This is a genomic window from Gemmobacter lanyuensis (assembly GCF_014652355.1).
In the GTDB taxonomy this organism is placed as follows: domain Bacteria; phylum Pseudomonadota; class Alphaproteobacteria; order Rhodobacterales; family Rhodobacteraceae; genus Gemmobacter; species Gemmobacter lanyuensis.
In genome coordinates this window covers 18141-39063 of record NZ_BMYQ01000003.1, presented here as the reverse complement: position 1 = coordinate 39063, position 20923 = coordinate 18141, and the positions used below count along the sequence as shown (strand labels likewise).

The following is a 20923-nucleotide window of genomic DNA, read 5'->3' as shown; positions in this document are numbered from 1 at the left end:
CGCCGCAAAAGCAAACGGCCCCGCGGACGGGGCCGTCCTGTGCCTTTTGACCGGGATCAGCCCTTGGCGTCATCCGCATCATAAGCCTCGATGATGCGGGCGACCAGCGGGTGACGCACGACATCCTTGGCGGTGAAGTAGTTGAAGGTCACGCCCTTCACCCCCTTCAGGATCCGCTCGGCATCGGCCAGACCCGAGGCGACGCCCCGCGGCAGGTCCACCTGCGTGCGGTCACCGGTGATCACCATGCGGCTCCCCTCGCCCAGACGGGTGAGGAACATCTTCATCTGCATGGTCGTGGCATTCTGCGCCTCGTCCAGCACGATGAAGGCATTGGACAGCGTGCGCCCGCGCATGAAGGCGAGCGGCGCGATCTCGATCCGCTTCTCCTCCATCAGCTTCTGCACCTGCTTGGCCGGCAGGAAATCATTCAGCGCGTCATAAAGCGGCTGCATGTAGGGATCGACTTTTTCCTTCATGTCACCGGGGAGAAAGCCCAGACGTTCCCCCGCTTCGACCGCGGGGCGGCTGAGGACGATCTTCTCGACCATTCCGCCGATGAACATGGTCACGCCCACGGCCACGGCGAGATAGGTCTTGCCCGTCCCGGCAGGGCCGATGCCAAAGCCCAGCTCGTTGGCAAAGAGATTGGCAACATAGGCCTTCTGCGCCTCGGTCCGAGGTTCGATCGGCTTCTTGCGGGTCCGCAGTTCCACCTGACCGGGGCCAAACATCTCGATCTGTTCGGCACCTTCGCGGGGGGTGTCGGGCATCGGGCGCCCCATGCGGATCGCGCCTTCGATATCGCCTGCCGAAAGGCCACGGCCTGCTTCCAGCCGGGCATAAAGCGATTGCAGCACTGCTGCCGCCTGTTCCCGCGTGCCCTTGTCGCCGATCACGGCCAGCCGGTTGCCCCGTCGGAGGATATGCACCCCCATCTGGTGTTCCACCTGTGCGAGATTGCGGTCATATTCACCGCACAAATCTATCAGCAACCGATTGTCGGGAAATTCCAGAAGCGTTTCCACAACATCCTCGGCACGGGTCGGGGGGGTCAGCGCGCTGATGCCCAAATCATCTTCCTTTGCGGCTGGATCTGGTCCTGTTCTGAGTCTGCGCCTCGATTGCGACGGAGACAAGACAAAGCTGCGTCATCGCATGTCTTTTTCAGCGGTTGCACAATTTGCAGGCAGATCCCACCCGCCACATCCGAGATTTCGGGGTAGCCGCCATCCGCGACACAAGATGCTGAAATGACAAAGGCCGCAGCTTGGGCTGCGGCCTTGATCCTTGCGTGGCGGGCGGTGCCTTACGGCTCGGCGCCCGACCGATCGGCATAGGGGACATAGTCCCGGATGCCCGCGTCATTCGTCTGATAGTTCCGCAGCACGGTACCCGGCGGATACTGGTTGTTGCAGACCGGCAGGCCCGAAACCGGGTCGAAGCGGCGGCCCGAATAGCCCTCGACGCCGTCATCGATGATCCAGCCCTGGCAGCCATCGGGATCATAGGCAATCGCCCCGCCCCCTGGTGCCAGCGCCACATTGTCACGACCGTGGTCCTGCGCGGTGGCGATCACGGTATTGGGGCTTTGGACATAGGGCGACACCCCGTCCACACAGCCGGACAGAGCGGTGGCAGCAAGCAGGGCAAAGCCCGGAAGAATACGAATGGACATCGGGTTCACCTCACCACCGGTAGCAGACAACTTCGACGCGACGGTTCTTTTGCATATTGGCCGCCGAGTTATTGGGCGCGACGGGCTGGCGTTCCCCATAGCCGATCTCACGTTCCACCATCGCCCCGGTCGATCGGGCGACATCCGCCACCGATTTGGCGCGGCGTTGCGACAGGTTCATGTTGTATTCATCCGATGCGCGGCTGTCGGTATGACCATAGACGGCGTAACCAAACGCCCCCGACTGCTGGAAGAAGGCGGTCAGGCGGCGGCGACCATCGGTGGTCAGCTTGGCACTGTCGGTTGCGAAAAGCGTGTCGGTATTTTCGACGAGGCAGGTATTGCGCTTGAGACAGACCGGCTTGCCCGTCTTGGGATCGACGCGGTCCAGCATATAGCCTTCAAGACCGCCATCCGCCCACCAGTGCATGCAGCCGTCATCATCGACCCAGATGCCCCAATCAATCTTGCCGGCGATTTCCGGGGCGTTCTGCGCGCTGGCAGCGCCCGCAAGCCCGGCGCTGATGGCCAGCCCCCCGATCATCAGTCGCACTGCTTTGGAAATACGTTCCACGGCGCAGCTCCCCTCGTTCACCCAAGTGACTTGATATTATCGACCGAGAATTGCCGCCAGAAGATCACGAAGTAAAGCAAAATCTATGCTTTTGGATGGGGCGCACCACCAATTGTTGCGACCCATCCGCGCATTTCGCACCATGGATGCAGATTGATCGCAGATGGGAAACAGCGCCCGCCCGCGGAGGTCCTGCTTACGGCTGCAGCCTTTCGCCGCGCAGCGAATTGGGCCCCGCCTCGACGATACGGACCTGCACCAGCTCACCGACCTTGGCTGTCGGGTCCTGCACATGGACGGCATGAAGATGGTCGGACTTGCCCACCATCTGCCCCGGCAGACGCCCGGCCTTTTCATAAAGCACCCCGACCTGACGCCCCACCATGGCCTTTTGCGCGGCATGCTGCTGTTCGGTGATCAGCGCCTGCAATGCGTGCAGGCGGGCATCGGCCAGTTCGGCCGGGAGTTCGGGCTTTTCGGCGGCGGGGGTGCCGGGACGGGCGGAGTATTTGAAGCTGAAGGCCGCGCCAAAGCGCACCTCGCGGATCAGATCCATCGTATCTTCAAAATCACGGTCGGTTTCACCGGGGAAGGCCACGATGAAATCTGAAGACAGCAGGATATCGGGGCGGGCCGCGCGGATCCGCTCAATCAGGCGCAGATATTCTTCCGCCGTGTGCTTGCGGTTCATGGCCTTCAGGATACGGTCACTGCCCGATTGCACCGGCAGATGCAGATAGGGCATCAGCTGCGGCACCTCGCCATGGGCGGCGATCAGGTCATCATCCATGTCATTGGGGTGGCTGGTGGTATAGCGGAGACGCTCCAACCCCTCGATCCCGGCCATTTCGCGGATCAGGCGGCCCAGCCCCCAGGCCCCGCCCTCCCCTTCGCCGTGATAGCCGTTGACGTTCTGGCCCAGCAAGGTGATCTCGCGCACCCCGCGGCTGACCAGATCACGCGCCTCGGCCAGAAGGCGCGGCACGGGACGGCTGACTTCGGCGCCACGGGTATAGGGCACCACGCAGAAAGCGCAGAACTTGTCGCACCCTTCCTGCACCGTCAGGAAGGCGGTCGGACCGCGCAGGGCCTTGCGCTCCGGCAGATGGTCGAACTTGTCCTCTTCGGGGAAGTCGGTGTCGATGACCTTGCCCTTGGCCTCAACCATCTCGGGCAGGCGGTGGTAGCTTTGCGGCCCCACCACCAGATCGACCAGCGGCATCCGGCGGAGGATTTCCTCCCCCTCGGCCTGCGCCACGCAGCCCGCCACCCCGATCTTCAGATCGGGCTTGGCCTGTTTCAGCGGACGCAGACGACCCAGATCGGAATAAACCTTCTCGGCCGCCTTTTCGCGGATGTGGCAGGTGTTCAGCAGCACCATGTCCGCCTCTTCGGCGACCTCGGTCGTGACATAGCCCTTGGCGCCCAGGGCCTCGGCCATGCGCTCGCTGTCATAGACGTTCATCTGGCAGCCGTAGGTCTTGATGAACAGCTTTTTCGGCGCGTCTTCGGTCATGGGCGGCCCCTTTGAATTCTGGCGCCTTCTACCGAAAACCACCCGCAGACGCAACAAAGCGCGGGAAGCGCGCGCGGGTGCTTGCAATGTCTTGCAACCTCACGGATTCTGCCGCGCAAGGTGACTGAACGGGTGAGTGCATGCGCTATGCGGGGCTGAGGGAATTTCTGGCAAAGGCGCAGACGGTGCTGGCCAAAGGGCCGATCGCCATGATCTTTGTCGAGGATACGGTCGAGGTGGATACCGCGATCCGCCATCACCTTGACTCAGGCTTTCGCAGCCTGCTGCTCTTTGCCGATGACGAGATCACCCTGCCCCAACCGCTTGAGGCCCTGATCCACCGCATCACCTATAACGTCCATGATGATGATGCGATCCCGCAGGCGGTGAATGCCGTGAATGATGCCGCCCCGGCGGGAACTTGGCTCTATTACTGCTTCAATGCGGAATATCTGTTCTTCCCGTTTTGCGAAACGCGCACCATCGGCGATCTGCTGACCTTCCATACCGAAGAACGCCGCGATGCAATGCTGACCTATGTGATCGACCTTTATGCAGGCGATCTGTCACAGCACCCGAACGGCGTTTCGCTGGAAAATGCCCATCTGGACCGGTCCGGCTATTACGCGCTGGCCCGCAAAGACCCCGACCGCAACTGGGAAGCGAAGGACCGCCAGCTTGATTTCTTTGGCGGGCTGCGCTGGCGGTTTGAAGAACATGTGACCTGGACCAAGCGCAAGATCGACCGGATTTCTCTGTTCCGATCGCGGGCGGGTCTGCGCCTGCGGCCGGATTTCACCTTTTCGGATGAGGAATACAACACCTATTCCTGCCCCTGGCACCACAACCTGACGGCCTGCATCTGTTCCTTCCGGACGGCCAAGGCGCTCAAGACCAACCCCGGCTCGCGCTATGACATCCACAATTTCCGCTGGCACAATTCGACGGAATTCACTTGGCACAGCCAGCAGCTGATGGATCTGGGGCTGATGGAGCCGGGCCAGTGGTTCTGACCCGCAGATGAAAAAGGCCGGGTGAGCGATCACCCGGCCTGTTCCACTGGCACGACGGGCTGGTCAGTCGGCGCTGGCCTCGCCCAGTTGCAGGCCGGCCGGGGCGTGCAGATCGCCCAGAGGGGCCACTGGCCGATCTGCCGCCCCACCCTGCAGCGCGGCATCAAAGGCGCGGCGATCCAGCGCCCCTTCCCAGCGGCTGACGATCACCGTGGCCACGGCATTGCCGATGAAATTGGTGATCGAGCGGCATTCCGACATGAAGCGATCCACCCCCAGAATGATCGCCATGCCCGCAATCGGCACCGTCGGCACGACCGAGAGGGTCGCAGCCAGCGTGATGAACCCGGCCCCTGTCACCCCCGCCGCACCCTTGGACGACAGCATGGCAACCAGCAGAAGCAGCACCTGCTGTTGCAGCGACAGGTCGGTATTGGTGGCCTGTGCGATGAAAAGCGCGGCCAGCGTCATGTAGATATTGGTGCCGTCAAGGTTGAAGGAATAGCCGGTCGGAACCACCAGCCCCACCACCGGCCGCGCGCAACCGGCCTTTTCCATCTTCTCCATCAGGCTCGGCAGCGCCGATTCCGATGAAGAGGTGCCCAGCACCAGCAGGATTTCCGCCTTGAGATAGCTGATCAGGCGGAAGATGGAAAAGCCGTTCAGCGCACAGACCGCTCCAAGCACGACGATGATGAACAGCGCCGAGGTCAGATAGAACGTGCCCACCAGCGCCGCGAGGTTGATGATCGCACCCACCCCGTATTTGCCGATGGTGAAGGCAAAGGCGCCCAGCGCGCCAATGGGTGCCGCCTTCATCAGGATGTCCACCACGCGGAACACCACATGGCTTGCGGCCTCGAACAGGGTGATAACCGGGCGGGCCTTTTCGCCCACAAGGATCAGACCGATCCCGAACAGGATGGCAATGAAGAGAACCTGCAGGATGTTCCCCTCGACAAAGGCGGACGTGAAGGTTGTCGGGATCACGTCCAGCACAAAGCCCGTCAGCGTCGTCTCATGCGCCTTGGATGCGTATTCGCTGACCTTGCTCCCGTCGAGCGTCGCGGGATCAATGTTCATGCCCGCACCCGGCTGCACGACATTGGCGACGATCAGCCCCACCACCAGCGCGAAGGTGGAAAAGAACAGGAAATAGCTCATCGACTTCCAGACGACCGAACCGACCCCGCGCAGGCTGCCCATCCCCGCCAGACCCGTGACGATGGTCAGGAAGATCACGGGCGAAATGATCATCTTCACCAGTTTGATGAACCCGTCGCCCAGCGGTTTCAGCGCCACGCCGAGGTCAGGGTAGAAATGCCCGATGGCTGCGCCCAGCGTGATGGCGGCAATGACCTGGACATAGAGGTGATGGTAAAAAGGCCGGGGCTGTGCCGGCGCAGGCGCGGCAGGATCCAGATGCATCATTGCTCCTCCAACAAGCTGATGTCAGTTTTGTGATGGCAAAGCATACGCAGCAGCGGGACGCTGACCAAAAAAGCTGCAAAACTGGGTAATCCTTTGATTCTGAACCGACACAGGATCAGGGTGCCCGCCAAATCTGTTTCTTTTTCCACACATGACAAATCTATTCGTGCGATTTATGATACAGGTATGAACACCCCCATCCGCCTTCGCCCCGGAATCGCCGCACTTGCGGTCGCGCTTTGTCTGGGCGGGGTCTGGCATTTGGCAGGGCGCGCGGCCGAGTCCGGGCTGGCACAAGATCGCCAGATCAGCGCGCAATCGCGGGTCATGGCGCTGATGGCCGAACTGGACAAGCAGCGCGCCGTGACGGCGATCCTGTCGGATGACGCCCTTATCCTGCAAGGGCTGCAGCGCCCCACACCGGAACTGACCGCCGCCATGTCCCGCAAGCTGGATCGGCTGCGCGCCGAAAGCGGCGGCGCGGTGATCTATGTGCTGGATCGGGCGGGCAAGGCAATTGCCGCCTCGAACTGGGATGAGCCGGAATCGTTCGTGGGGGCGGATTACAGCTTCCGCGATTATTTTCGCGCCGCCCTGCGCGATGGCACTGCCACGCAGTTCGCGCTTGGCACCGTCAGTCACAGACCGGGCCTTTATCTGTCGCACAGCGTGGTGCTGGCGGGCCAGCCTGTCGGGGTGGTGGTGGTCAAGGTCGAATTCCCCGCGATCGAGGCATCCTGGGCGCGTGAGGGCGAAGCGACCCATGTGATTGACGCGCAGGGCCAGATCCTTCTGACCTCTGAACCCGACCGACGCTTTGACCGCATGGCCCCGGCAGGGACGAATGTGCTGGAATCCAGCGCGCCGCTGCCGGGGATCGACTGGCGGCTGGTGATCCAGTCTCCGCTGACGCCCGTGCGGCAGATCGCGGCGCTGGCCACCGCAACAGCGGCGCTGATCCTGATGCTGGTCGCCCTGTCCGCGCGGGCCCTGCGGCGACGGCGGCGGCGGGCCGCGATGCAGGCGGAAGCGGAACGCCGCTACCGCGCCGATCTGGAACAGGCGGTGACGGAACGCACCCGCGCGCTCTCGGCCGAGATGCAAGAACGTGCCGCCGCCGAGGCCCGCCTGCGGAGCCTGCAGGCCGATCTGGTGCAGGCCAACAAGCTGGCCGCACTGGGGCAGATCACCGCCGGTGTCGCGCATGAGATCAATCAACCGCTGGCGACGATCCGGCTGCTTGCAGAAAACGGCAAGGCACTGATGGCGGATCACCCGCAGGAAACGGCGGCCAACCTAGATACGATCCTGCGGATGACGGACCGCATCGGCCATATCACCGCCGATCTGCGCAGCTTTGCCCGCAAGTCGCGCGGCACCACGATGGCTGTGGCACTGAAAGACCCGTTCGAGGCCTCGGTCCTGCTGACGGCAAGCCGTCTGCGCCCCCATGGCGTGCAGCTGACACTCCCCGACATCCCCGCCGACCTGCGGGTCATGGGCGAAGGCGTGCGGCTGGAACAGGTGTTGGTGAACCTGCTGCAGAACGCGCATGAGGCCGTGGCCGATCAGCCGCAGGCAGAGATCCGCGTCTCGCTGGCCACAGATGCCACCACGGCCACGCTGACCATCGCTGACAACGGCCCGGGACTGCCGACCGAGGTTGCCGCAGCCCTGTTCACCCCGTTCCAGACCACCAAGCCCGGCGGGCTGGGGCTGGGGCTGGTCATCGCCCATGACATTGCGCGCGATTTCGGGGCCAGGCTTTGGGCCGATCCCCCCGTGGCCGGGCGGGGTGCGACCTTCCATCTTCAGCTTTGCAAGGCCCCGGCATGATCGATACCCCCGCCCCCCCGCCCGGTCTGGTGCGGCTGGTCGATGACGACCCCGACCTGCGTGCAGCCCTGGGGCAAAGCCTGCGGATCGCAGGCTTCACCGTCGAAGCCTTCGACCGGGCCGAGGCCGCGCTGGCGGGGTTGGATGACAGCTATCCGGGCGTGGTGCTGACGGATGTGCGGATGCCGGGGATGGATGGGCTGGACCTTTTCGCCCATCTGCACCGCATGGACGCTGATCTGCCCGTGATCTTGCTGACGGGCCATGGCGATGTGCCGATGGCGGTGCAGGCGCTGAAATCCGGGGTCTATGATTTCCTCACGAAACCGGTGGGGGTGGATGACCTGTCGGCTACCCTGCGCCGCGCGACGGCGACGCGACGTCTGGTGCTGGAAAACCGCCAACTGCGGCGGATGCAGGCCGTGGCCGACCCCGGCGCCCCGCATTGGATTGGCGACAGCCCTGCGATCAGCCATCTGCGCGAAACCGCGCCGCGGCTGGCCGAGGCCGGGGTGAATGTGCTGATCACCGGACCGGGCGGCGCGGGGAAAGAGGCCTTGGCCCGGCTGATCCATCGCAGCGGTCCCCGCCGCAGCCGCGCCTTTGTGCCTGTGGCCTGCTCCACCCTGACAGAAGACCGGTTCGAGGTGGACTATCTGGGAACCGAGGCCCGCCCCGCCCTGCGGCAGGCGCGCAGTGTCGGGCGCTTGGAACGCGCCCATCGCGGCACCCTGTTTCTGGATGAGGTCGAGGCCCTGCCCGCCGCCCTTCAGGCGCGTATCCTTGCGCTGATCGAAAGCCGCGAACTGTGGCCCCTTGGCGCCGAAACGCCCCGCCCCTTTGAGGTGCAGGTGATTGCGGCCAGCCGGTCGGATCTGCGGCTGGCGGTCGATCAGGGGCGCTTCCGTGACGATCTTTTCTATCGCCTGGCCGGGGTCACGCTGGCCTTGCCTGCATTGAAGGACCATGCCGGGGATGTGCCATTGCTGTTCCAGCATTTCCTGCTGATGGCGGCGGCACGGCTGAAGCTGCCCCTGCCCCCGCTGACGCCAGAGCTGAAGGCCCATCTGCAGGCGCATGACTGGCCCGGCAATGTGCGCGAGTTGCAGCAATTCGCGGAACGGCATCTGCTGGGCCTTGCCCCCGCCCCGGTAGACACGGCGACCGACAGCCCCCCCTTGGCCGAACAGATCGCCCGCTATGAGGCGCATCTTCTGCGTGAGGCGCTGCGCCTTTCCCGCGGCAATGCCAGCGCCGCGATGGCGCGGCTGGGGCTGCCCCGCAAGACGTTCTACGACAAGCTCGCCCGCCACGGCATCCGCGCCGAAAGCTTTCGCACGCTCTGACCGGCGGGCTGCCGCGCATGGCGGCGCCCACCCCTACCCAAAAGGCGGCCAGGCAGGTATTCTTTCGGACAAGGCCACCATAAGGCCAGAGCAGACAGGCAGGCCCCGCGCCCGCCGATGACAGACAGGAGCCCATCATGACCAATATCCGCACCGCGGGTCTTGCCGCCTTTGTCGCCGCCGCCCTTCCGGCCGCAGCCCATGCCGAATTCGTCGGGGGCCGCGCGGCCGTCGCCCATTCCACCTTTGTCGATGACACGTCGATGGCGAAATCGACCGCTGAAGGTGCAGTGGAATTCAGCTTTGGCAGCTTTGGCCTGCAAACCGATCTGGGCGTGTCGGGCCTGAACGCGCTGAGCGAGACGGCCACCAATATCACCACCCATGCGATCTGGAACTTCTCGCCCGATGCGGCGGCAGGTCTTTACTATGGCGCCGATTACATGGGCGGCGCGGGCGAGGATTTTCTCGGCGTCGAATATGCCCGCCGGATCGGCGATGCCAAGATCGAGGCCTATATCGCGGGCACCAATTCCGACGCGGGCGATGCAACGCTGGTGGGCATAGCAGGTTCGACCCCGGTGGGGTTCAGCGGGCTCGACATGGGGCTGTCGGTCGATCATGCCTCGGTCCAGGGCGGGAATTCGGCCACCAAGGTGGGTCTGACCGGCGGCTATGCGCTGGGGGAAAGCACGCGTCTGGTGGGCGAAATCGGATCGGTCGGTGGCGCCGTGGGTGCGAGCGAAACCAGCGGCCCCTATGTGAAGCTGGGCGTCGATTTCCGCTTTGGCGCGAACCACGGCACGACCTTCGGCACCCGTTCGGTGTTCAGCGCGCTGCCGGGCCTCTAAGCCCTGCCCTCTCTTTGCGCCGGCCTCAGCGCCGGCGCAGACGGATCACGACATCGACGCGCGCGATCTCGGTCCCGTCGGGGGCGGTGGGCAGATGCGCGATCTTCAGCTCCTCCGCCGGGGCGTCGGTCAGAACGGCGGTATCTTCCCAGTAGAAATGCGGATGGTCGTCCATGCGGGTGTCGAAATAGCTTTTGGCGCCATCGACTACGACTTCCTGCATCAGGCCCGCTTCGCAGAAGGCGCGCAGGGTGTTGTAGACGGTCGCAAGGCTTACCTTCTCGGTGCCATTGGCTGACAGGGCATAAAGGCTTTCGGCGGTGACATGGCGGTGTTCGCCATCCCCCACCAGCAGGGTTGCCAGCGCCATGCGCTGCCGCGTCGGGCGCAATCCCCCGCGCGCCAGCCAATCGGCCACCCGCAGCCTGACCTGTTCCTGCACGTCCACGTTCATCCGTCCTGCCCGCTCTCGCATCCAGCCTAGCAATTTAAGGCCGCGCGGCCAAAGATTCAAACGCAAAGACCGGAGCTGCGGCAGAACCCCGCCCGGGCCCGCGGCGCAGCGCTCCCTTGCCACGCCCGAAGCGGGGGTGCTAGAGGGAAACAAACACGTGAGAGGGACCAAAAGCCGATGGCGGCATATCCGACGAGCTTCACCAAGGAAGATCTTCTCAAATGCGCGCGGGGCGAGCTGTTCGGCCCCGGCAATGCGCAACTTCCGGCGCCGCCGATGCTGATGATGGACCGCATCACCGAGATTTCGGGCGACGGCGGCCTGCACGGCAAGGGCCACGTCGTGGCCGAGTTCGACATCACCCCGGATCTGTGGTTCTTCGACTGCCATTTCCCCGGCAATCCGATCATGCCCGGCTGCCTTGGCCTTGACGGCCTGTGGCAGCTGACGGGCTTCAACCTCGGCTGGCGCGGCTGGCTGGGGCGCGGCTATGCGCTGGGTGTGGGCGAGGTCAAGCTGACCGGCATGGTCCGCCCCGACCGCAAGATGCTGACCTACAAGGTCGATTTCACCAAGGCGATCCAGACGCGCCGCCTGACCATGGGCGTGGCCAATGGCATCGTCGAGGCCGATGGCGAGGTGATCTATCAGGTCACCGACATGAAGGTCGCGCTGAGCGAGGCCTGATCGCCTTTTGCGATCTCCAGCTTCCGGAAAGGCGCCCGTCAGACGCGGGCGCCTTTTTGCCAGACAGGCCTTTCCACCCCCACCGCACCAAGCCGCCTGCCCCCCGCCCACGGGGCGCGGATTGCCCTTCCTGCTTGCCCCGAACGGCCCGCTGCCCTAAACAGGCGGGAAATTCCGAAGGGAGGCCCCCATGCGTCGCGTCGTCATCACCGGGATCGGCATCATCTCACCGATCGGCAATTCCGCTGCCGAGGTGGAAGCCAGCCTGCGGGCCGGAAAATCGGGCATCGTCTTTGCACCGGAATATGCCGAACACGGGTTCCGCAGCCAGGTCCACGGCATGCCGCAGATCGTGCTGGAAGACCATATCGACAAGCGCGACCTGCGTTTCATGGGCCCCGGCGCAGCCTATAACTTCCTTGCCATGCAGCAGGCCGTTGCCGATTCCGGGCTGAGCGAGAGCGATGTCTCCAACGAACGCACCGGCATCATCGTGGGGTCGGGCGGGCCTTCGACCTCGAACTTCTTCCAGGCGCATAACACCGTGATCGAAAAAGGCGCGCCGAAGCGCATGGGCCCCTTCATGGTCACGCGCTGCATGTCCTCGACCAACTCGGCCTGCCTTGCCACCCCCTTCAAGATCAAGGGCGTGAACTATTCGATCACCTCGGCCTGCTCGACCTCGGCCCATTGCATCGGCAATGGCACCGAGCTGATCCAGATGGGCAAGCAGGACATCGTCTTTGCCGGCGGCGGTGAGGAACTGGACTGGACGCTGTCGTGCCTCTTCGATGCGATGGGCGCGATGTCGTCGAAATACAATGACTCGCCCGCCACCGCCTCGCGTGCCTTTGACGCGACGCGCGACGGCTTTGTCATCGCGGGCGGCGGCGGTGTCGTCGTGCTGGAAGAGCTGAACCACGCCCTGGCGCGCGGCGCCAAGATCTATGCCGAAGTGACCGGCTATGGCGCCACCTCGGACGGGCATGACATGGTCGCGCCCTCGGGCGAGGGTGGCGAACGGTCGATGCGGCTGGCGCTGTCGACCCTGCCGGAAGATCGCAAGATCAGCTATATCAACGCGCATGGCACCTCGACCCCCGCGGGCGACGTGACCGAGGTCAAGGCCATCCGCCGCGTCTTTGGCGAAAACGCCGTGCCGCCGATTTCCTCGACCAAGTCGCTGACCGGCCACAGCCTTGGCGCCACCGGTGTGCATGAGGCGATCTATTCGCTGCTGATGCTGCAGGGCAACTTCATCACCGCTTCGGCCAATGTCACCCAGCTTGACCCGGAACTGAAGCCCGAGGAAATCGCCACCAGCTACCGTGACGGTGTCGAGATGGACTCGGTTCTCTCCAACAGCTTCGGCTTTGGCGGCACCAACGCCACGCTGGTGATGAGCAAATACCGGGGCTGAACCGCCCCGACTTTCCATCGAACGAACAGGGAGAGCCGGATATGGCCGGACTGATGCAGGGCAAGCGCGGGCTTGTGATGGGCGTTGCCAATGAACGCTCGATCGCCTGGGGCATTGCCAAGGCGCTGGCGGATGAAGGCGCCGAGCTGGCCTTTTCCTACCAGGGTGAGGCTTTCGGCAAGCGGGTCGAACCGCTGGCTGCCTCGGTCGGGTCGGATTTTCTGGTCGATGTCGATGTGACCAATGACGAAAGCCTGGATGCCTGTTTTGGCGCGCTGCAGGCGCGTTGGGGCAAGATGGACTTTCTGATCCATGCCATCGCCTATTCCGACAAGAACGAGCTGACGGGCCGGTTCATCAACACGAGCCGCGCGAACTTCAAACATTCGCTCGATATCTCGTGCTTTTCCTTCATCGACGTCAGCCGCCGCGCCGCCGATCTGATGCCAGATGGGGGCAGCCTGATCACCCTGACCTTCCAGGGGTCGAACCGCGTGACGCCGAATTACAATGTGATGGGCGTGGCCAAAGCCGCGCTGGAAAGCGCCACGCGCTATCTGGCCAATGATCTGGGTCCGCAGAAAATTCGTGTGAACGCCATTTCGCCCGGCCCGATGAAGACCCTCGCAGGTGCGGCGATCGGCGGTGCGCGCGCGACCTATCGCCACACCGAAAGCAATGCACCCCTGCGGTCGAACGCGACGCTGGAGTCGGTCGGCGGCACGGCCGTCTGGCTTTGCTCGGATTATGGCGCCTTCACCACCGGCGAGGTGGTGCGTGTGGACGGCGGTTTCCACGTTCTGGGCATGCCGCAGGCCGAAAACCTCTGACATCCGGGCCCCTGCCCGCTTTTCGGATCAGACCGCCCGACCCGTTCGGGTGGTCTTTTTTGTTTTAGATTCCGGCCTGTTCAATGAATAGAACTTGCTTTCAAATTCTTGCACGTCATAGATCATGGCTTGTTTCCGCTGAATGCGCATAGCAAACTCAGCAGAACAGAAGCGCCCGACGGCGCCTTAGACGGAATAGTGATTCTGCAGATCGGGTATCCCCAGTACCCCGCCTGTAGAGGCGAAGGCCGGGCGGGCAACCCCCGGCCTTCTGCATTGCCGCCGGACGGATGCAGAAGAAAGGCCGCGGGCCCGAAAGACCGCAATGCCGGATTGAAATAATTTGTGGAAAATCTGGAGCGGGTAGCGGGAATCGAACCCGCCCCATCAGCTTGGAAGGCTGAGGCGCTACCACTACACCATACCCGCCGCTACGCCCGAGGGGATAGCATCCGGTCCGCCGCGCTGCAAGCCCGTTCGCGGCGCCCCAATCGCGTTTTGTCGGACCTTGGTCCGGTGACGCAAGGCGACTTCCGTCGCATGTAGGAAGGGCAGCGGTCCGATCTGCCTTGGCAGAGGTCGGGCCACCATGGGGCACGGAAAGAACATGTGGCATCCAAGATCCATCCCCGCCGCAGTGGCGGGCAACCCAAAGGGAGATCCCAGATGACCATGCAGCCCCGCTTTACCGTGACCGCCCCCCGCCTGACGCTGATGATCGCGCTGGCCGCCATTCTGGCCGCGCAGCCCTGGTCGGTCCGCTTTGATCCCGCAAGCGGGTCCTTCGCCCTGTCGTCCGGCGCCGCGCTGGCCGATAGCGATGGCGAGGATCACGATGACGACCGCGATGATGACAGCGACGACGACCACGATGATGATCGCGATGGCGATCATGGCGATGATGATGGCCGTGACGACGACCATGATGATCATGGATCGGATGACGGCAATGATGACAACGGGACTGATGACGATGACAGCCGTGACGACAACGGCCGCGACGACGATGAGATCGTGATCATTCCGGGTGGCGAGGGCAGCCCCTCCGCCGTCAGCCGGATCGAGATTTCCTCGGACGGGATCGAAGTGACCTATTCCGACGGCAGCCGCGAAGAAGTAGAATCCGGCGTTTACGAACGCAAAGACACAACCGGCCGCACCGTCGAGGAACGGCCCGCAACCCAAGCCGACCTCGACCGGCTGAACGCCCTGCGCTGACCAGAATGACCCGTCGTCTGATCCTCTTTCTGCTGCTGCTGCTGCCGCCCCTCGGGGCGGCAGAAATGCTGTTGTCGACCGTTTCGCAGGTCGGGGCCGCTATGGCCAAGGGGGGCGATGACGGCGGCGATGACGATTCGGATTCAGACTCGGATGATGACGAAGAGGATGACAACGATTCTGATGACGGGTCGGACGATGAAGACGACGACCAAGGCGACGACAGCGGCGGCGGCAATGACGACGATGGCGGTGGAGATGACGGCGGTGACGACAACGATGGCGGCAGCGGGTCCGATGATGACGGGCGCGATAACAGCGACCGCGACACGTCGGACCGGGGTGGCCATTCCAGCGATCTGGGGCTTCGCAGCGGCCTGCGGCGCATCTACGTCGATGGCCAGCAGGAGCGGATCACCGGCGGCCAGTATGAACGGCTTGACCGCCGTGGCCGTGTGATCGAACGCCGGCCGGCCTCAAACGGCGACCGGCGGCGCCTGCAGAACCTCGACGGTCAGGGGCTTGAGGTCATCGTGGACGTAACGCCAAGCCGCATCATCGTGACCGACCGGGCCGGATGGCGCGAAGAGGTGCAAGGCACACGCTACCGCCTGACCGATCCGCGCGGAAATGTGGTCACGCGCCGCGCCGTAACCGAGCGTGACCTGGCCCGGCTTCGCACGCTTCTGGGGGGCTGATCGCCCCCCGAAATGCGATCTTAGCGCAGGTGTTCACGCGCAAAGACAGCCGCTTCAACCCGGTTGCGTAGATGCAGCTTCTGCAGGATCGAGGTCATGTAATGCTTGACCGTCTTTTCCTGCAAATCCAGCGCCAGACCCACTTCCTTGTTGCTCTTGCCCTCGGCCACCAGACGCAGGATTTCCTCTTCGCGCTTGGACAGGTCTTCCAGCGGATTGGCGGCCTTCGCCTTCTGCCCCCCGCGCATCGCCGCGAGCAAGCGGCCCGCCAGCGAAGGCGAGACATAGCTTTGCCCCCGCGCCAGATCCTTGACGATGCCGACCAGCTCGCGCGATCCGACGCCTTTCAGGACATAGCCAAGCGCCCCCGCCTTCAGCGCCTGCATCACCTCGTCATCCTCCTCGGATGCCGTCAGCATCGCCACCTTGGGCGGGTTGGGCAGCGCCATGACCTGCCGTAGCGCCTGCAGCCCCCCGCCCCCCGGCATCGAAATGTCGAGAAGCAGCAGATCGGGCGTCATGCGCTCCGTCAGCTCGACCGCGCCGGGGGCATCCTGCGCCTGCCCCACCACCAGAAGGCCTGCATCCTCGCTCAGCGTGCGGGCCACGCCCTCGCGGTAAAGCGGGTGGTCATCGGCGATGACGATCCTGATCTGGTCCAAAACGGATCTCCTTGGGTCAGCCCTGACCGGGCAGCAATGTCATTTTCAGTTCAGCCCCGCCCGCGGGCAGGCTACGCATCTCAAAGCTGCCGCCCAGGGCCTCGACCCGGTCGCGCAGGCCAATCAGGCCCAGACCTTCGGTGGGGGTATTGGCGGCGGGGAACCCCGGCCCGGCGTCGCGCACCGTCAGCTCCAGCAGCTCGCCCCGCGGGGTCAGACAGACCGCCTGCCCCCGACCTTCGGCATGGCGCCAACCGTTGTTCAGCCCCTCTTGCACGAAGCGGTAGATGCAGGTCTTTTCGGCGGCATTCAGGTTGGGCAAGCCTTCGGGCGAACAGGTGACCTCGACCTGGCATCCGGTGCGGGCGCGATGCGCCTCGACCAGACCATGAATGATGTCACAGGGGCAGCGCGCGGCAATATCGGGCAGCGCCACCCCGCGCGAGATCGAGCGGATTTCCCGCATCGCATCCTTCACGGCGCGCTCCACCTCGATCCGCCGGGGCTCGGCCTCGGGCGGCACATCCAGCCCGTCCAGCCGCAGCGCCGCATAACCCAGAAGCTGTGCCGGGCCGTCATGCAAATCGGCGCCGATCTGGCGCAGCACCTGATCGTTCAGCGCAGCCGAACGCGCTGCCGCTCCCTGCACCCGCAGACGCAGCGCGCGGTTGTGATCCGACATTTCCTCAAGCGCGAGCACCTGCCGGTGCAGCTGTGCCTGCTGGCTTTCAATCACCCGACTGCCGCGTGCGACGATCCCCCAAAGCGCAAGCCCGATGGCACCGAAAACCGCCGCCACCGTCAGCCAGCTGCGTTGCCGGGCATCCGAGATATCCTGCATCAGCGTATCGGCCCGTTCGTAGAATTCGACCACGCCAATCACCCGACCGGACCAGACCTCACGCACGGGGCTGTAGATTTCCAGAAGCGCCCCGCCCATCGCGGTTTCAAGGGCGTTTTCGGCCTCGTCCGAGGCGGCCATTTCGGCGGCGACCTCGCCTTTCCACGCGCGGGCCAAATCCCCCCCCACCGGAAAATACTTGCCCACCACCGCATGATCCGAAGCATCGACAACCAGCCCGTCCTGCTTCCAGATCTTGTAGGACACGACCCTTTCGCCCAAGGTGGTACCGTTGAAGACTTCATCCAGCGCCTGATGGGCAAGGGGCGACAGCGTGCCATCCTCGGCGAGGCTCTGGCTCAAAGGCGAGATGAAGCTTTCCATGTAAAGGGCCGTGGCATTGGCCCAGTTCCGCACGACCGATTCCTCGATCCGCGCGGCGACCCACTGACCGACGACCAACATCGCCAGCAACATGACAACGCCGCCCGCCAACGCGAATTGCGTGGCAAGCGACCAGCTTTTCCAACGGGTCAGGATCTGGGTCATGCGCCCGTTCTAGCGGTGATTGCACGACCGGAAAACGGGCTAAAGTCCGAAGGCAGCGCTTACTTCAGCTTGGCTTCCAGCGCGGCGATACGGGCGGACAGGGCGTCATTCTCTTCGCGGGCCTTCTGCGCCATGGCACGGACGGCATCGAATTCTTCGCGCGTGACGAAATCGCGATCCGCCATCCAGCGGTCCATCAGGCTTTTCATCGCGGTTTCGGCCTCGGTCTTGGCCCCCTGCGCCACGCCCATCGCATTGGTCATGAGCTGCGAGATGTCGTCAAAGAACTTGCCTTTGGTCTGCATGGGCCACTCCTGTGCTAGCCCGCCTTATATGCGACCCACGTCCCAAAGCTGCAAGGGGCTGCGGGTGCCGCCCGGCGCGCAGTTGACAATGCCGCAGGGCCACGGGACAAGCATCCTGTCCGCATCCGACGCCCGCCACTGACGGAGCCGCGCATGAACTATCTCCCCTTCCCCGACATCTCGCCCGAAATCTTTTCGGTCGATCTGTTCGGCATCACCTTCGCGCTGCGCTGGTATGCGCTGGCCTATATCGCGGGCCTCTTGCTGGGCTGGCAGATCGTGCTGCGCGCGATCAGGATGCAGCGGCTTTGGCCCCAGCGCGTGCCGCTGAACGCCGAACAGCTGGACCGGCTGCTGACCTGGATCATCCTTGGCGTGGTGCTGGGGGGGCGGTTGGGGTTTGTACTATTCTACCAGCCCGCGCATTATCTTGCGAACCCGGCCGAAATTTTGCGGGTCTGGGAAGGCGGCATGTCTTTCCACGGTGGGTTCCTGGGCGTGGTGGTCGCGGCGCTGATCTTCTGCCGACGCGAGGGTATTCCCCTGCTGCCGATGGCGGATCTGCTGGCGCTGGCCGCGCCGCCCGGCCTTTTCTTCGGGCGCATCGCCAATTTCATCAATGCCGAGCTTTGGGGCCGCCCGACCGACCTGCCCTGGGGCTTTGCCTTCCCCGGCGAGGCCGCGCAGGCCTGCGCCACGCTGGCCGCGCCCTGTGTGCGCCACCCCAGCCAACTCTATGAGGCCGCGCTGGAAGGTCTGCTGCTGGGCGTGATCCTGCTGACCCTTGCCCTGCGGCGCAAGTCGGCGCTGCACCAGCCCGGCCTGATCGCGGGGATTTTCTTTGCCGGATACGGGCTTGCGCGCTTTGCGGTGGAATTTGTCCGCCAGCCCGATGCACAATTCGTAACGCCGGACAATCCGCTGGGGCTTTATCTGCAGTCGGGCGGCTATGGCCTGACGGCAGGGCAGATCCTGTCGCTGCCGATGGTGTTAGTGGGCCTCTTCTTCATCCTGCGGGCGCGCCGTGTCCGGGCTTGAGGCGCTTTTGCTGCGGCGCATCCGCACGACGGGGCCGATCAGCCTTGCGGATTACATGGCCGAATGCCTGCTGCACCCAGAGCATGGCTATTACACCACCCGCACGCCCTTTGGCACGGCGGGCGATTTCACCACGGCCCCGGAAATCAGCCAGATGTTTGGCGAGCTTCTGGGCCTTTGCCTCGCGCAGGCCTGGATGGATCAGGGCTGCCCGGCCCCCTTCACACTGGCCGAGATCGGCCCCGGTCGCGGCACGCTGATGGCGGATGTGCTGCGCGCCACGGCCCGGGTGCCGGGCCTGCATGCGGCCGCACGGGTGGTGCTGATCGAGGCCTCGCCCCAGCTGCGCGCCCAGCAACGCGCCACTCTCGCCAATCATCCGGTTCAATGGATGGACCGTGTGGCCGATCTGCCGGAACAGCCGCTGTTCCTGCTGGCCAATGAATTCTTCGATGCCCTGCCCATTCGCCAATTCACCCGCGATGCGGCGGGCTGGCGCGAAACCGTGGTGACGGAACGGGAGGGCCGCCTTGCCCCCGCCCTCTCGGCCGCGGCGCCGATTGCCGCGCTGGACCATCGCCTTGCCGATACCCAGCCGGGTGAGATTGTCGAAATCTGCCCCGCAGCCGCGCCTATCATGGCCGAGATTTCGGGGCGCATCACCCGTCACGGCGGTGCGGCGGTGATTGTGGATTATGGTGGCTGGCAATCGCGCGGGGATACGTTCCAGGCGTTGCGGGACCATGCCTTTACCGATCCGATGCAGGACCCCGGCCTTGCCGATCTCACGGCCCATGTCGATTTTCAGGCGCTGGCCCGTGCGGCCCTGCCCTGCCCCGCGGGCTATACCCCGCAAGGCGCGCTTTTGTCTGCGCTGGGGATCGAGGCGCGCGCCACCGCTCTGGCGCGACGCCTGACGGGCGCCGCGCTGGACAGCCATATCGCCGCGACCCGCCGCTTGACCGACCCCGCCGAAATGGGAACGCTGTTCAAGGCGCTTGGCGTCCATGCGCCGGGAACGCCACCCCTGCCGGGCTTTCCGCCCGATCTCGACCCAGCCGCCTGAAGACCGGGAAAGATGTGATGCCCCAGACCAGCATGATGGAAATCATTACTGCCGACGCGCTTGCCCCGCTGCGGCACGGGTTCTTCACCCGCAAGGGCGGGGCCTCTTCCGGCATTTTCGCCGGGCTGAACTGCGGCACCGGGTCATCCGACCTGTCCGAGGTCGTGGCGATCAACCGCTCCCGCGTGGCCGAGGCGATGGGCGCCCCGGTGGAACGTCTGGTGACCGTCCATCAGATCCATTCGCCCGATGTCGTCACCATCACGGCCCCGCATGAAGGCGCGGCGCCGCAGGCCGACGGCATGGTCACGGCAACGCCCGGCCTCGTGCTAGGGGTGCTGACCGCCGATTGCCAGCCGGTGCTTTTCGCCGATGCCGAAGCCGGGGTGATTGGTGCGGCACATGCCGGATGGCGTGGCACCCGCGACGGGGTACTGGAAGCCGTTCTGGACGCAATGGAGACGCTGGGCGCCCAGCGGTCGCGCATCGCCGCCGTGATCGGCCCGACCATCAGCCAAGCCGCCTATGAGGTTGGTCCCGAATTCGTCTATGGCTTCATCGATGACGACCCCGAAGCCGCACGCTTTTTCGCCCAGGGCACGGGCGACCGGGCGCTGTTCGACCTGCCGGCCTATGCGCTCTGGCGGTTGCGGGCGGCGGGCGTTGGTCATGCGGAATGGACGCACCATTGCACCTATCGTGACCCGGATCGATTCTATTCCTACCGCCGCACCACCCACCGGCAAGAGGCCGATTACGGGCGCCTGATCTCTTGCATCCGGCTCTAACCGCCGCGGAGGCGCCACGGCATCGCCACAATTGATGGAAACAGTCCCCGCCAATGCGGGGTATCGTTTCGCGCAAGCCCTGTTTTTCTTGGGCCCGCACAAAGCCCGGAAAGGCCAGATCC

At 64.4% G+C, this 20923-nt stretch carries 21 protein-coding genes and 1 tRNA gene; 12 read left to right on the top strand and 10 right to left on the bottom strand.

Going from position 1 to position 20923, the window contains the following annotated elements:
- Positions 1-56: 56 nt before the first annotated feature.
- The 4 genes from IE101_RS07230 to miaB all read right to left on the bottom strand — a co-directional run bounded on the left by IE101_RS07230 (position 57) and on the right by miaB (position 3768).
- Entirely contained in the window at positions 57-1073 is a 1017-nt protein-coding gene (locus IE101_RS07230; protein WP_189633161.1) for a PhoH family protein, read from the bottom strand.
- 236 nt (positions 1074-1309) lie between these two features.
- Positions 1310-1678 carry a hypothetical protein gene (locus tag IE101_RS07225; RefSeq protein WP_189633160.1) on the bottom strand — a complete coding sequence of 123 codons (369 nt, stop codon included), beginning with the start codon at positions 1676-1678 and terminating at the stop codon, positions 1310-1312.
- Positions 1679-1688: 10 nt separating this feature from the next.
- On the bottom strand, positions 1689-2252 hold the full coding sequence (locus IE101_RS07220) for an OmpA family protein (protein WP_308429865.1): 564 nt from the start codon (positions 2250-2252) through the stop codon (positions 1689-1691).
- A 196-nt stretch (positions 2253-2448) separates the two neighbouring features.
- Complete coding sequence (gene miaB / locus IE101_RS07215; RefSeq protein ID WP_189633159.1) at positions 2449-3768, bottom strand: tRNA (N6-isopentenyl adenosine(37)-C2)-methylthiotransferase MiaB; 1320 nt, start codon at positions 3766-3768, stop codon at positions 2449-2451.
- A 140-nt stretch (positions 3769-3908) separates the two neighbouring features.
- On the opposite strand from miaB, the gene IE101_RS07210 reads away from it, so the two are divergent.
- The gene (locus tag IE101_RS07210) at positions 3909-4781 is read left to right on the top strand and encodes a hypothetical protein (RefSeq protein WP_189633158.1); all 873 of its coding nucleotides are present in this window, start codon (positions 3909-3911) and stop codon (positions 4779-4781) included.
- 63 nt (positions 4782-4844) lie between these two features.
- Here IE101_RS07210 and IE101_RS07205 read toward each other — a convergent pair whose 3' ends face one another.
- Positions 4845-6212 (bottom strand): dicarboxylate/amino acid:cation symporter, encoded by a 1368-nt coding sequence (locus IE101_RS07205; protein ID WP_229804054.1) that lies wholly within the window; start codon positions 6210-6212, stop codon positions 4845-4847.
- A 186-nt stretch (positions 6213-6398) separates the two neighbouring features.
- Here IE101_RS07205 and IE101_RS07200 point away from each other — a divergent pair, with 186 nt between their 5' ends.
- From IE101_RS07200 to IE101_RS07190, 3 genes are all read left to right on the top strand, one after another.
- Positions 6399-8048 carry a sensor histidine kinase gene (locus IE101_RS07200; RefSeq protein WP_189633157.1) on the top strand — a complete coding sequence of 550 codons (1650 nt, stop codon included), beginning with the start codon at positions 6399-6401 and terminating at the stop codon, positions 8046-8048.
- Positions 8045-9394 carry a sigma-54-dependent transcriptional regulator gene (locus IE101_RS07195; protein WP_189633156.1) on the top strand — a complete coding sequence of 450 codons (1350 nt, stop codon included), beginning with the start codon at positions 8045-8047 and terminating at the stop codon, positions 9392-9394. Before IE101_RS07200 ends, IE101_RS07195 begins: the two co-directional genes overlap by 4 nt.
- Positions 9395-9531: 137 nt before the next feature.
- On the top strand, positions 9532-10245 hold the full coding sequence (locus IE101_RS07190; protein WP_189633155.1) for a hypothetical protein: 714 nt from the start codon (positions 9532-9534) through the stop codon (positions 10243-10245).
- A 25-nt stretch (positions 10246-10270) separates the two neighbouring features.
- Here IE101_RS07190 and irrA read toward each other — a convergent pair whose 3' ends face one another.
- The gene (gene irrA / locus IE101_RS07185; RefSeq protein WP_189633154.1) at positions 10271-10699 is read right to left on the bottom strand and encodes an iron response transcriptional regulator IrrA; all 429 of its coding nucleotides are present in this window, start codon (positions 10697-10699) and stop codon (positions 10271-10273) included.
- A 177-nt stretch (positions 10700-10876) separates the two neighbouring features.
- Between irrA and fabA the strand changes: the two genes are divergently transcribed.
- The 3 genes from fabA to IE101_RS07170 all read left to right on the top strand — a co-directional run bounded on the left by fabA (position 10877) and on the right by IE101_RS07170 (position 13636).
- Complete coding sequence (fabA, locus tag IE101_RS07180; protein WP_189633153.1) at positions 10877-11386, top strand: bifunctional 3-hydroxydecanoyl-ACP dehydratase/trans-2-decenoyl-ACP isomerase; 510 nt, start codon at positions 10877-10879, stop codon at positions 11384-11386.
- 190 nt (positions 11387-11576) lie between these two features.
- Positions 11577-12806: a beta-ketoacyl-ACP synthase I gene (fabB, locus tag IE101_RS07175; RefSeq protein WP_189633152.1), complete on the top strand. Its 1230-nt coding sequence runs from the start codon at positions 11577-11579 to the stop codon at positions 12804-12806.
- Between the two features lie 41 nt (positions 12807-12847).
- Positions 12848-13636 carry an enoyl-ACP reductase FabI gene (locus tag IE101_RS07170; protein WP_189633151.1) on the top strand — a complete coding sequence of 263 codons (789 nt, stop codon included), beginning with the start codon at positions 12848-12850 and terminating at the stop codon, positions 13634-13636.
- Positions 13637-13991: 355 nt separating this feature from the next.
- Here IE101_RS07170 and IE101_RS07165 read toward each other — a convergent pair.
- Positions 13992-14065 (bottom strand) — tRNA-Gly (locus IE101_RS07165).
- A 237-nt stretch (positions 14066-14302) separates the two neighbouring features.
- On the opposite strand from IE101_RS07165, the gene IE101_RS07160 reads away from it, so the two are divergent.
- Together IE101_RS07160 and IE101_RS07155 are read left to right on the top strand one after the other, a co-directional pair.
- Complete coding sequence (locus IE101_RS07160) at positions 14303-14854, top strand: hypothetical protein (protein WP_189633150.1); 552 nt, start codon at positions 14303-14305, stop codon at positions 14852-14854.
- Positions 14855-14859: 5 nt separating this feature from the next.
- Complete coding sequence (locus IE101_RS07155) at positions 14860-15552, top strand: hypothetical protein (protein WP_189633149.1); 693 nt, start codon at positions 14860-14862, stop codon at positions 15550-15552.
- Between the two features lie 20 nt (positions 15553-15572).
- Here IE101_RS07155 and IE101_RS07150 read toward each other — a convergent pair whose 3' ends face one another.
- Genes IE101_RS07150 through IE101_RS07140 form a run of 3 tightly spaced genes read right to left on the bottom strand, consistent with a single transcriptional unit; the run spans position 15573 to position 17909 of the window.
- Positions 15573-16214 carry a response regulator gene (locus IE101_RS07150; protein ID WP_189633148.1) on the bottom strand — a complete coding sequence of 214 codons (642 nt, stop codon included), beginning with the start codon at positions 16212-16214 and terminating at the stop codon, positions 15573-15575.
- Between the two features lie 16 nt (positions 16215-16230).
- Positions 16231-17604, bottom strand: coding sequence for a sensor histidine kinase (locus IE101_RS07145; protein ID WP_189633147.1), 1374 nt, complete (start codon positions 17602-17604; stop codon positions 16231-16233).
- 59 nt (positions 17605-17663) lie between these two features.
- Positions 17664-17909 carry an accessory factor UbiK family protein gene (locus tag IE101_RS07140; RefSeq protein WP_189633146.1) on the bottom strand — a complete coding sequence of 82 codons (246 nt, stop codon included), beginning with the start codon at positions 17907-17909 and terminating at the stop codon, positions 17664-17666.
- 153 nt (positions 17910-18062) lie between these two features.
- On the opposite strand from IE101_RS07140, the gene lgt reads away from it, so the two are divergent.
- Genes lgt through pgeF form a run of 3 tightly spaced genes read left to right on the top strand, consistent with a single transcriptional unit; the run spans position 18063 to position 20801 of the window.
- A complete protein-coding gene (lgt, locus tag IE101_RS07135) occupies positions 18063-18947 on the top strand; it encodes a prolipoprotein diacylglyceryl transferase (protein WP_189633145.1) in 885 nt (294 codons plus the stop codon).
- Positions 18934-20013 carry a class I SAM-dependent methyltransferase gene (locus IE101_RS07130; protein ID WP_189633144.1) on the top strand — a complete coding sequence of 360 codons (1080 nt, stop codon included), beginning with the start codon at positions 18934-18936 and terminating at the stop codon, positions 20011-20013. Before lgt ends, IE101_RS07130 begins: the two co-directional genes overlap by 14 nt.
- A gap of 32 nt (positions 20014-20045) precedes the next feature.
- On the top strand, positions 20046-20801 hold the full coding sequence (gene pgeF, locus IE101_RS07125) for a peptidoglycan editing factor PgeF (RefSeq protein ID WP_189633366.1): 756 nt from the start codon (positions 20046-20048) through the stop codon (positions 20799-20801).
- Positions 20802-20923: the final 122 nt, after the last annotated feature.

Excerpts from the sequence above, each read along its gene's own strand:
- IE101_RS07225 (WP_189633160.1), bottom strand. The coding sequence starts at position 1,678 with ATGTCCATTCGTATTCTTCCGGGCTTTGCCCTGCTTGCTGCCACCGCT.
- miaB (WP_189633159.1), bottom strand. The coding sequence starts at position 3,768 with ATGACCGAAGACGCGCCGAAAAAGCTGTTCATCAAGACCTACGGCTGC.
- IE101_RS07210 (WP_189633158.1), top strand. The coding sequence starts at position 3,909 with ATGCGCTATGCGGGGCTGAGGGAATTTCTGGCAAAGGCGCAGACGGTG.
- IE101_RS07205 (WP_229804054.1), bottom strand. The coding sequence starts at position 6,212 with ATGATGCATCTGGATCCTGCCGCGCCTGCGCCGGCACAGCCCCGGCCT.
- IE101_RS07200 (WP_189633157.1), top strand. The coding sequence starts at position 6,399 with ATGAACACCCCCATCCGCCTTCGCCCCGGAATCGCCGCACTTGCGGTC.
- IE101_RS07195 (WP_189633156.1), top strand. The coding sequence starts at position 8,045 with ATGATCGATACCCCCGCCCCCCCGCCCGGTCTGGTGCGGCTGGTCGAT.
- IE101_RS07190 (WP_189633155.1), top strand. The coding sequence starts at position 9,532 with ATGACCAATATCCGCACCGCGGGTCTTGCCGCCTTTGTCGCCGCCGCC.
- irrA (WP_189633154.1), bottom strand. The coding sequence starts at position 10,699 with ATGAACGTGGACGTGCAGGAACAGGTCAGGCTGCGGGTGGCCGATTGG.
- fabA (WP_189633153.1), top strand. The coding sequence starts at position 10,877 with ATGGCGGCATATCCGACGAGCTTCACCAAGGAAGATCTTCTCAAATGC.
- fabB (WP_189633152.1), top strand. The coding sequence starts at position 11,577 with ATGCGTCGCGTCGTCATCACCGGGATCGGCATCATCTCACCGATCGGC.
- IE101_RS07170 (WP_189633151.1), top strand. The coding sequence starts at position 12,848 with ATGGCCGGACTGATGCAGGGCAAGCGCGGGCTTGTGATGGGCGTTGCC.
- IE101_RS07160 (WP_189633150.1), top strand. The coding sequence starts at position 14,303 with ATGACCATGCAGCCCCGCTTTACCGTGACCGCCCCCCGCCTGACGCTG.
- IE101_RS07155 (WP_189633149.1), top strand. The coding sequence starts at position 14,860 with ATGACCCGTCGTCTGATCCTCTTTCTGCTGCTGCTGCTGCCGCCCCTC.
- IE101_RS07145 (WP_189633147.1), bottom strand. The coding sequence starts at position 17,604 with ATGACCCAGATCCTGACCCGTTGGAAAAGCTGGTCGCTTGCCACGCAA.
- IE101_RS07140 (WP_189633146.1), bottom strand. The coding sequence starts at position 17,909 with ATGCAGACCAAAGGCAAGTTCTTTGACGACATCTCGCAGCTCATGACC.
- lgt (WP_189633145.1), top strand. The coding sequence starts at position 18,063 with ATGAACTATCTCCCCTTCCCCGACATCTCGCCCGAAATCTTTTCGGTC.
- pgeF (WP_189633366.1), top strand. The coding sequence starts at position 20,046 with ATGATGGAAATCATTACTGCCGACGCGCTTGCCCCGCTGCGGCACGGG.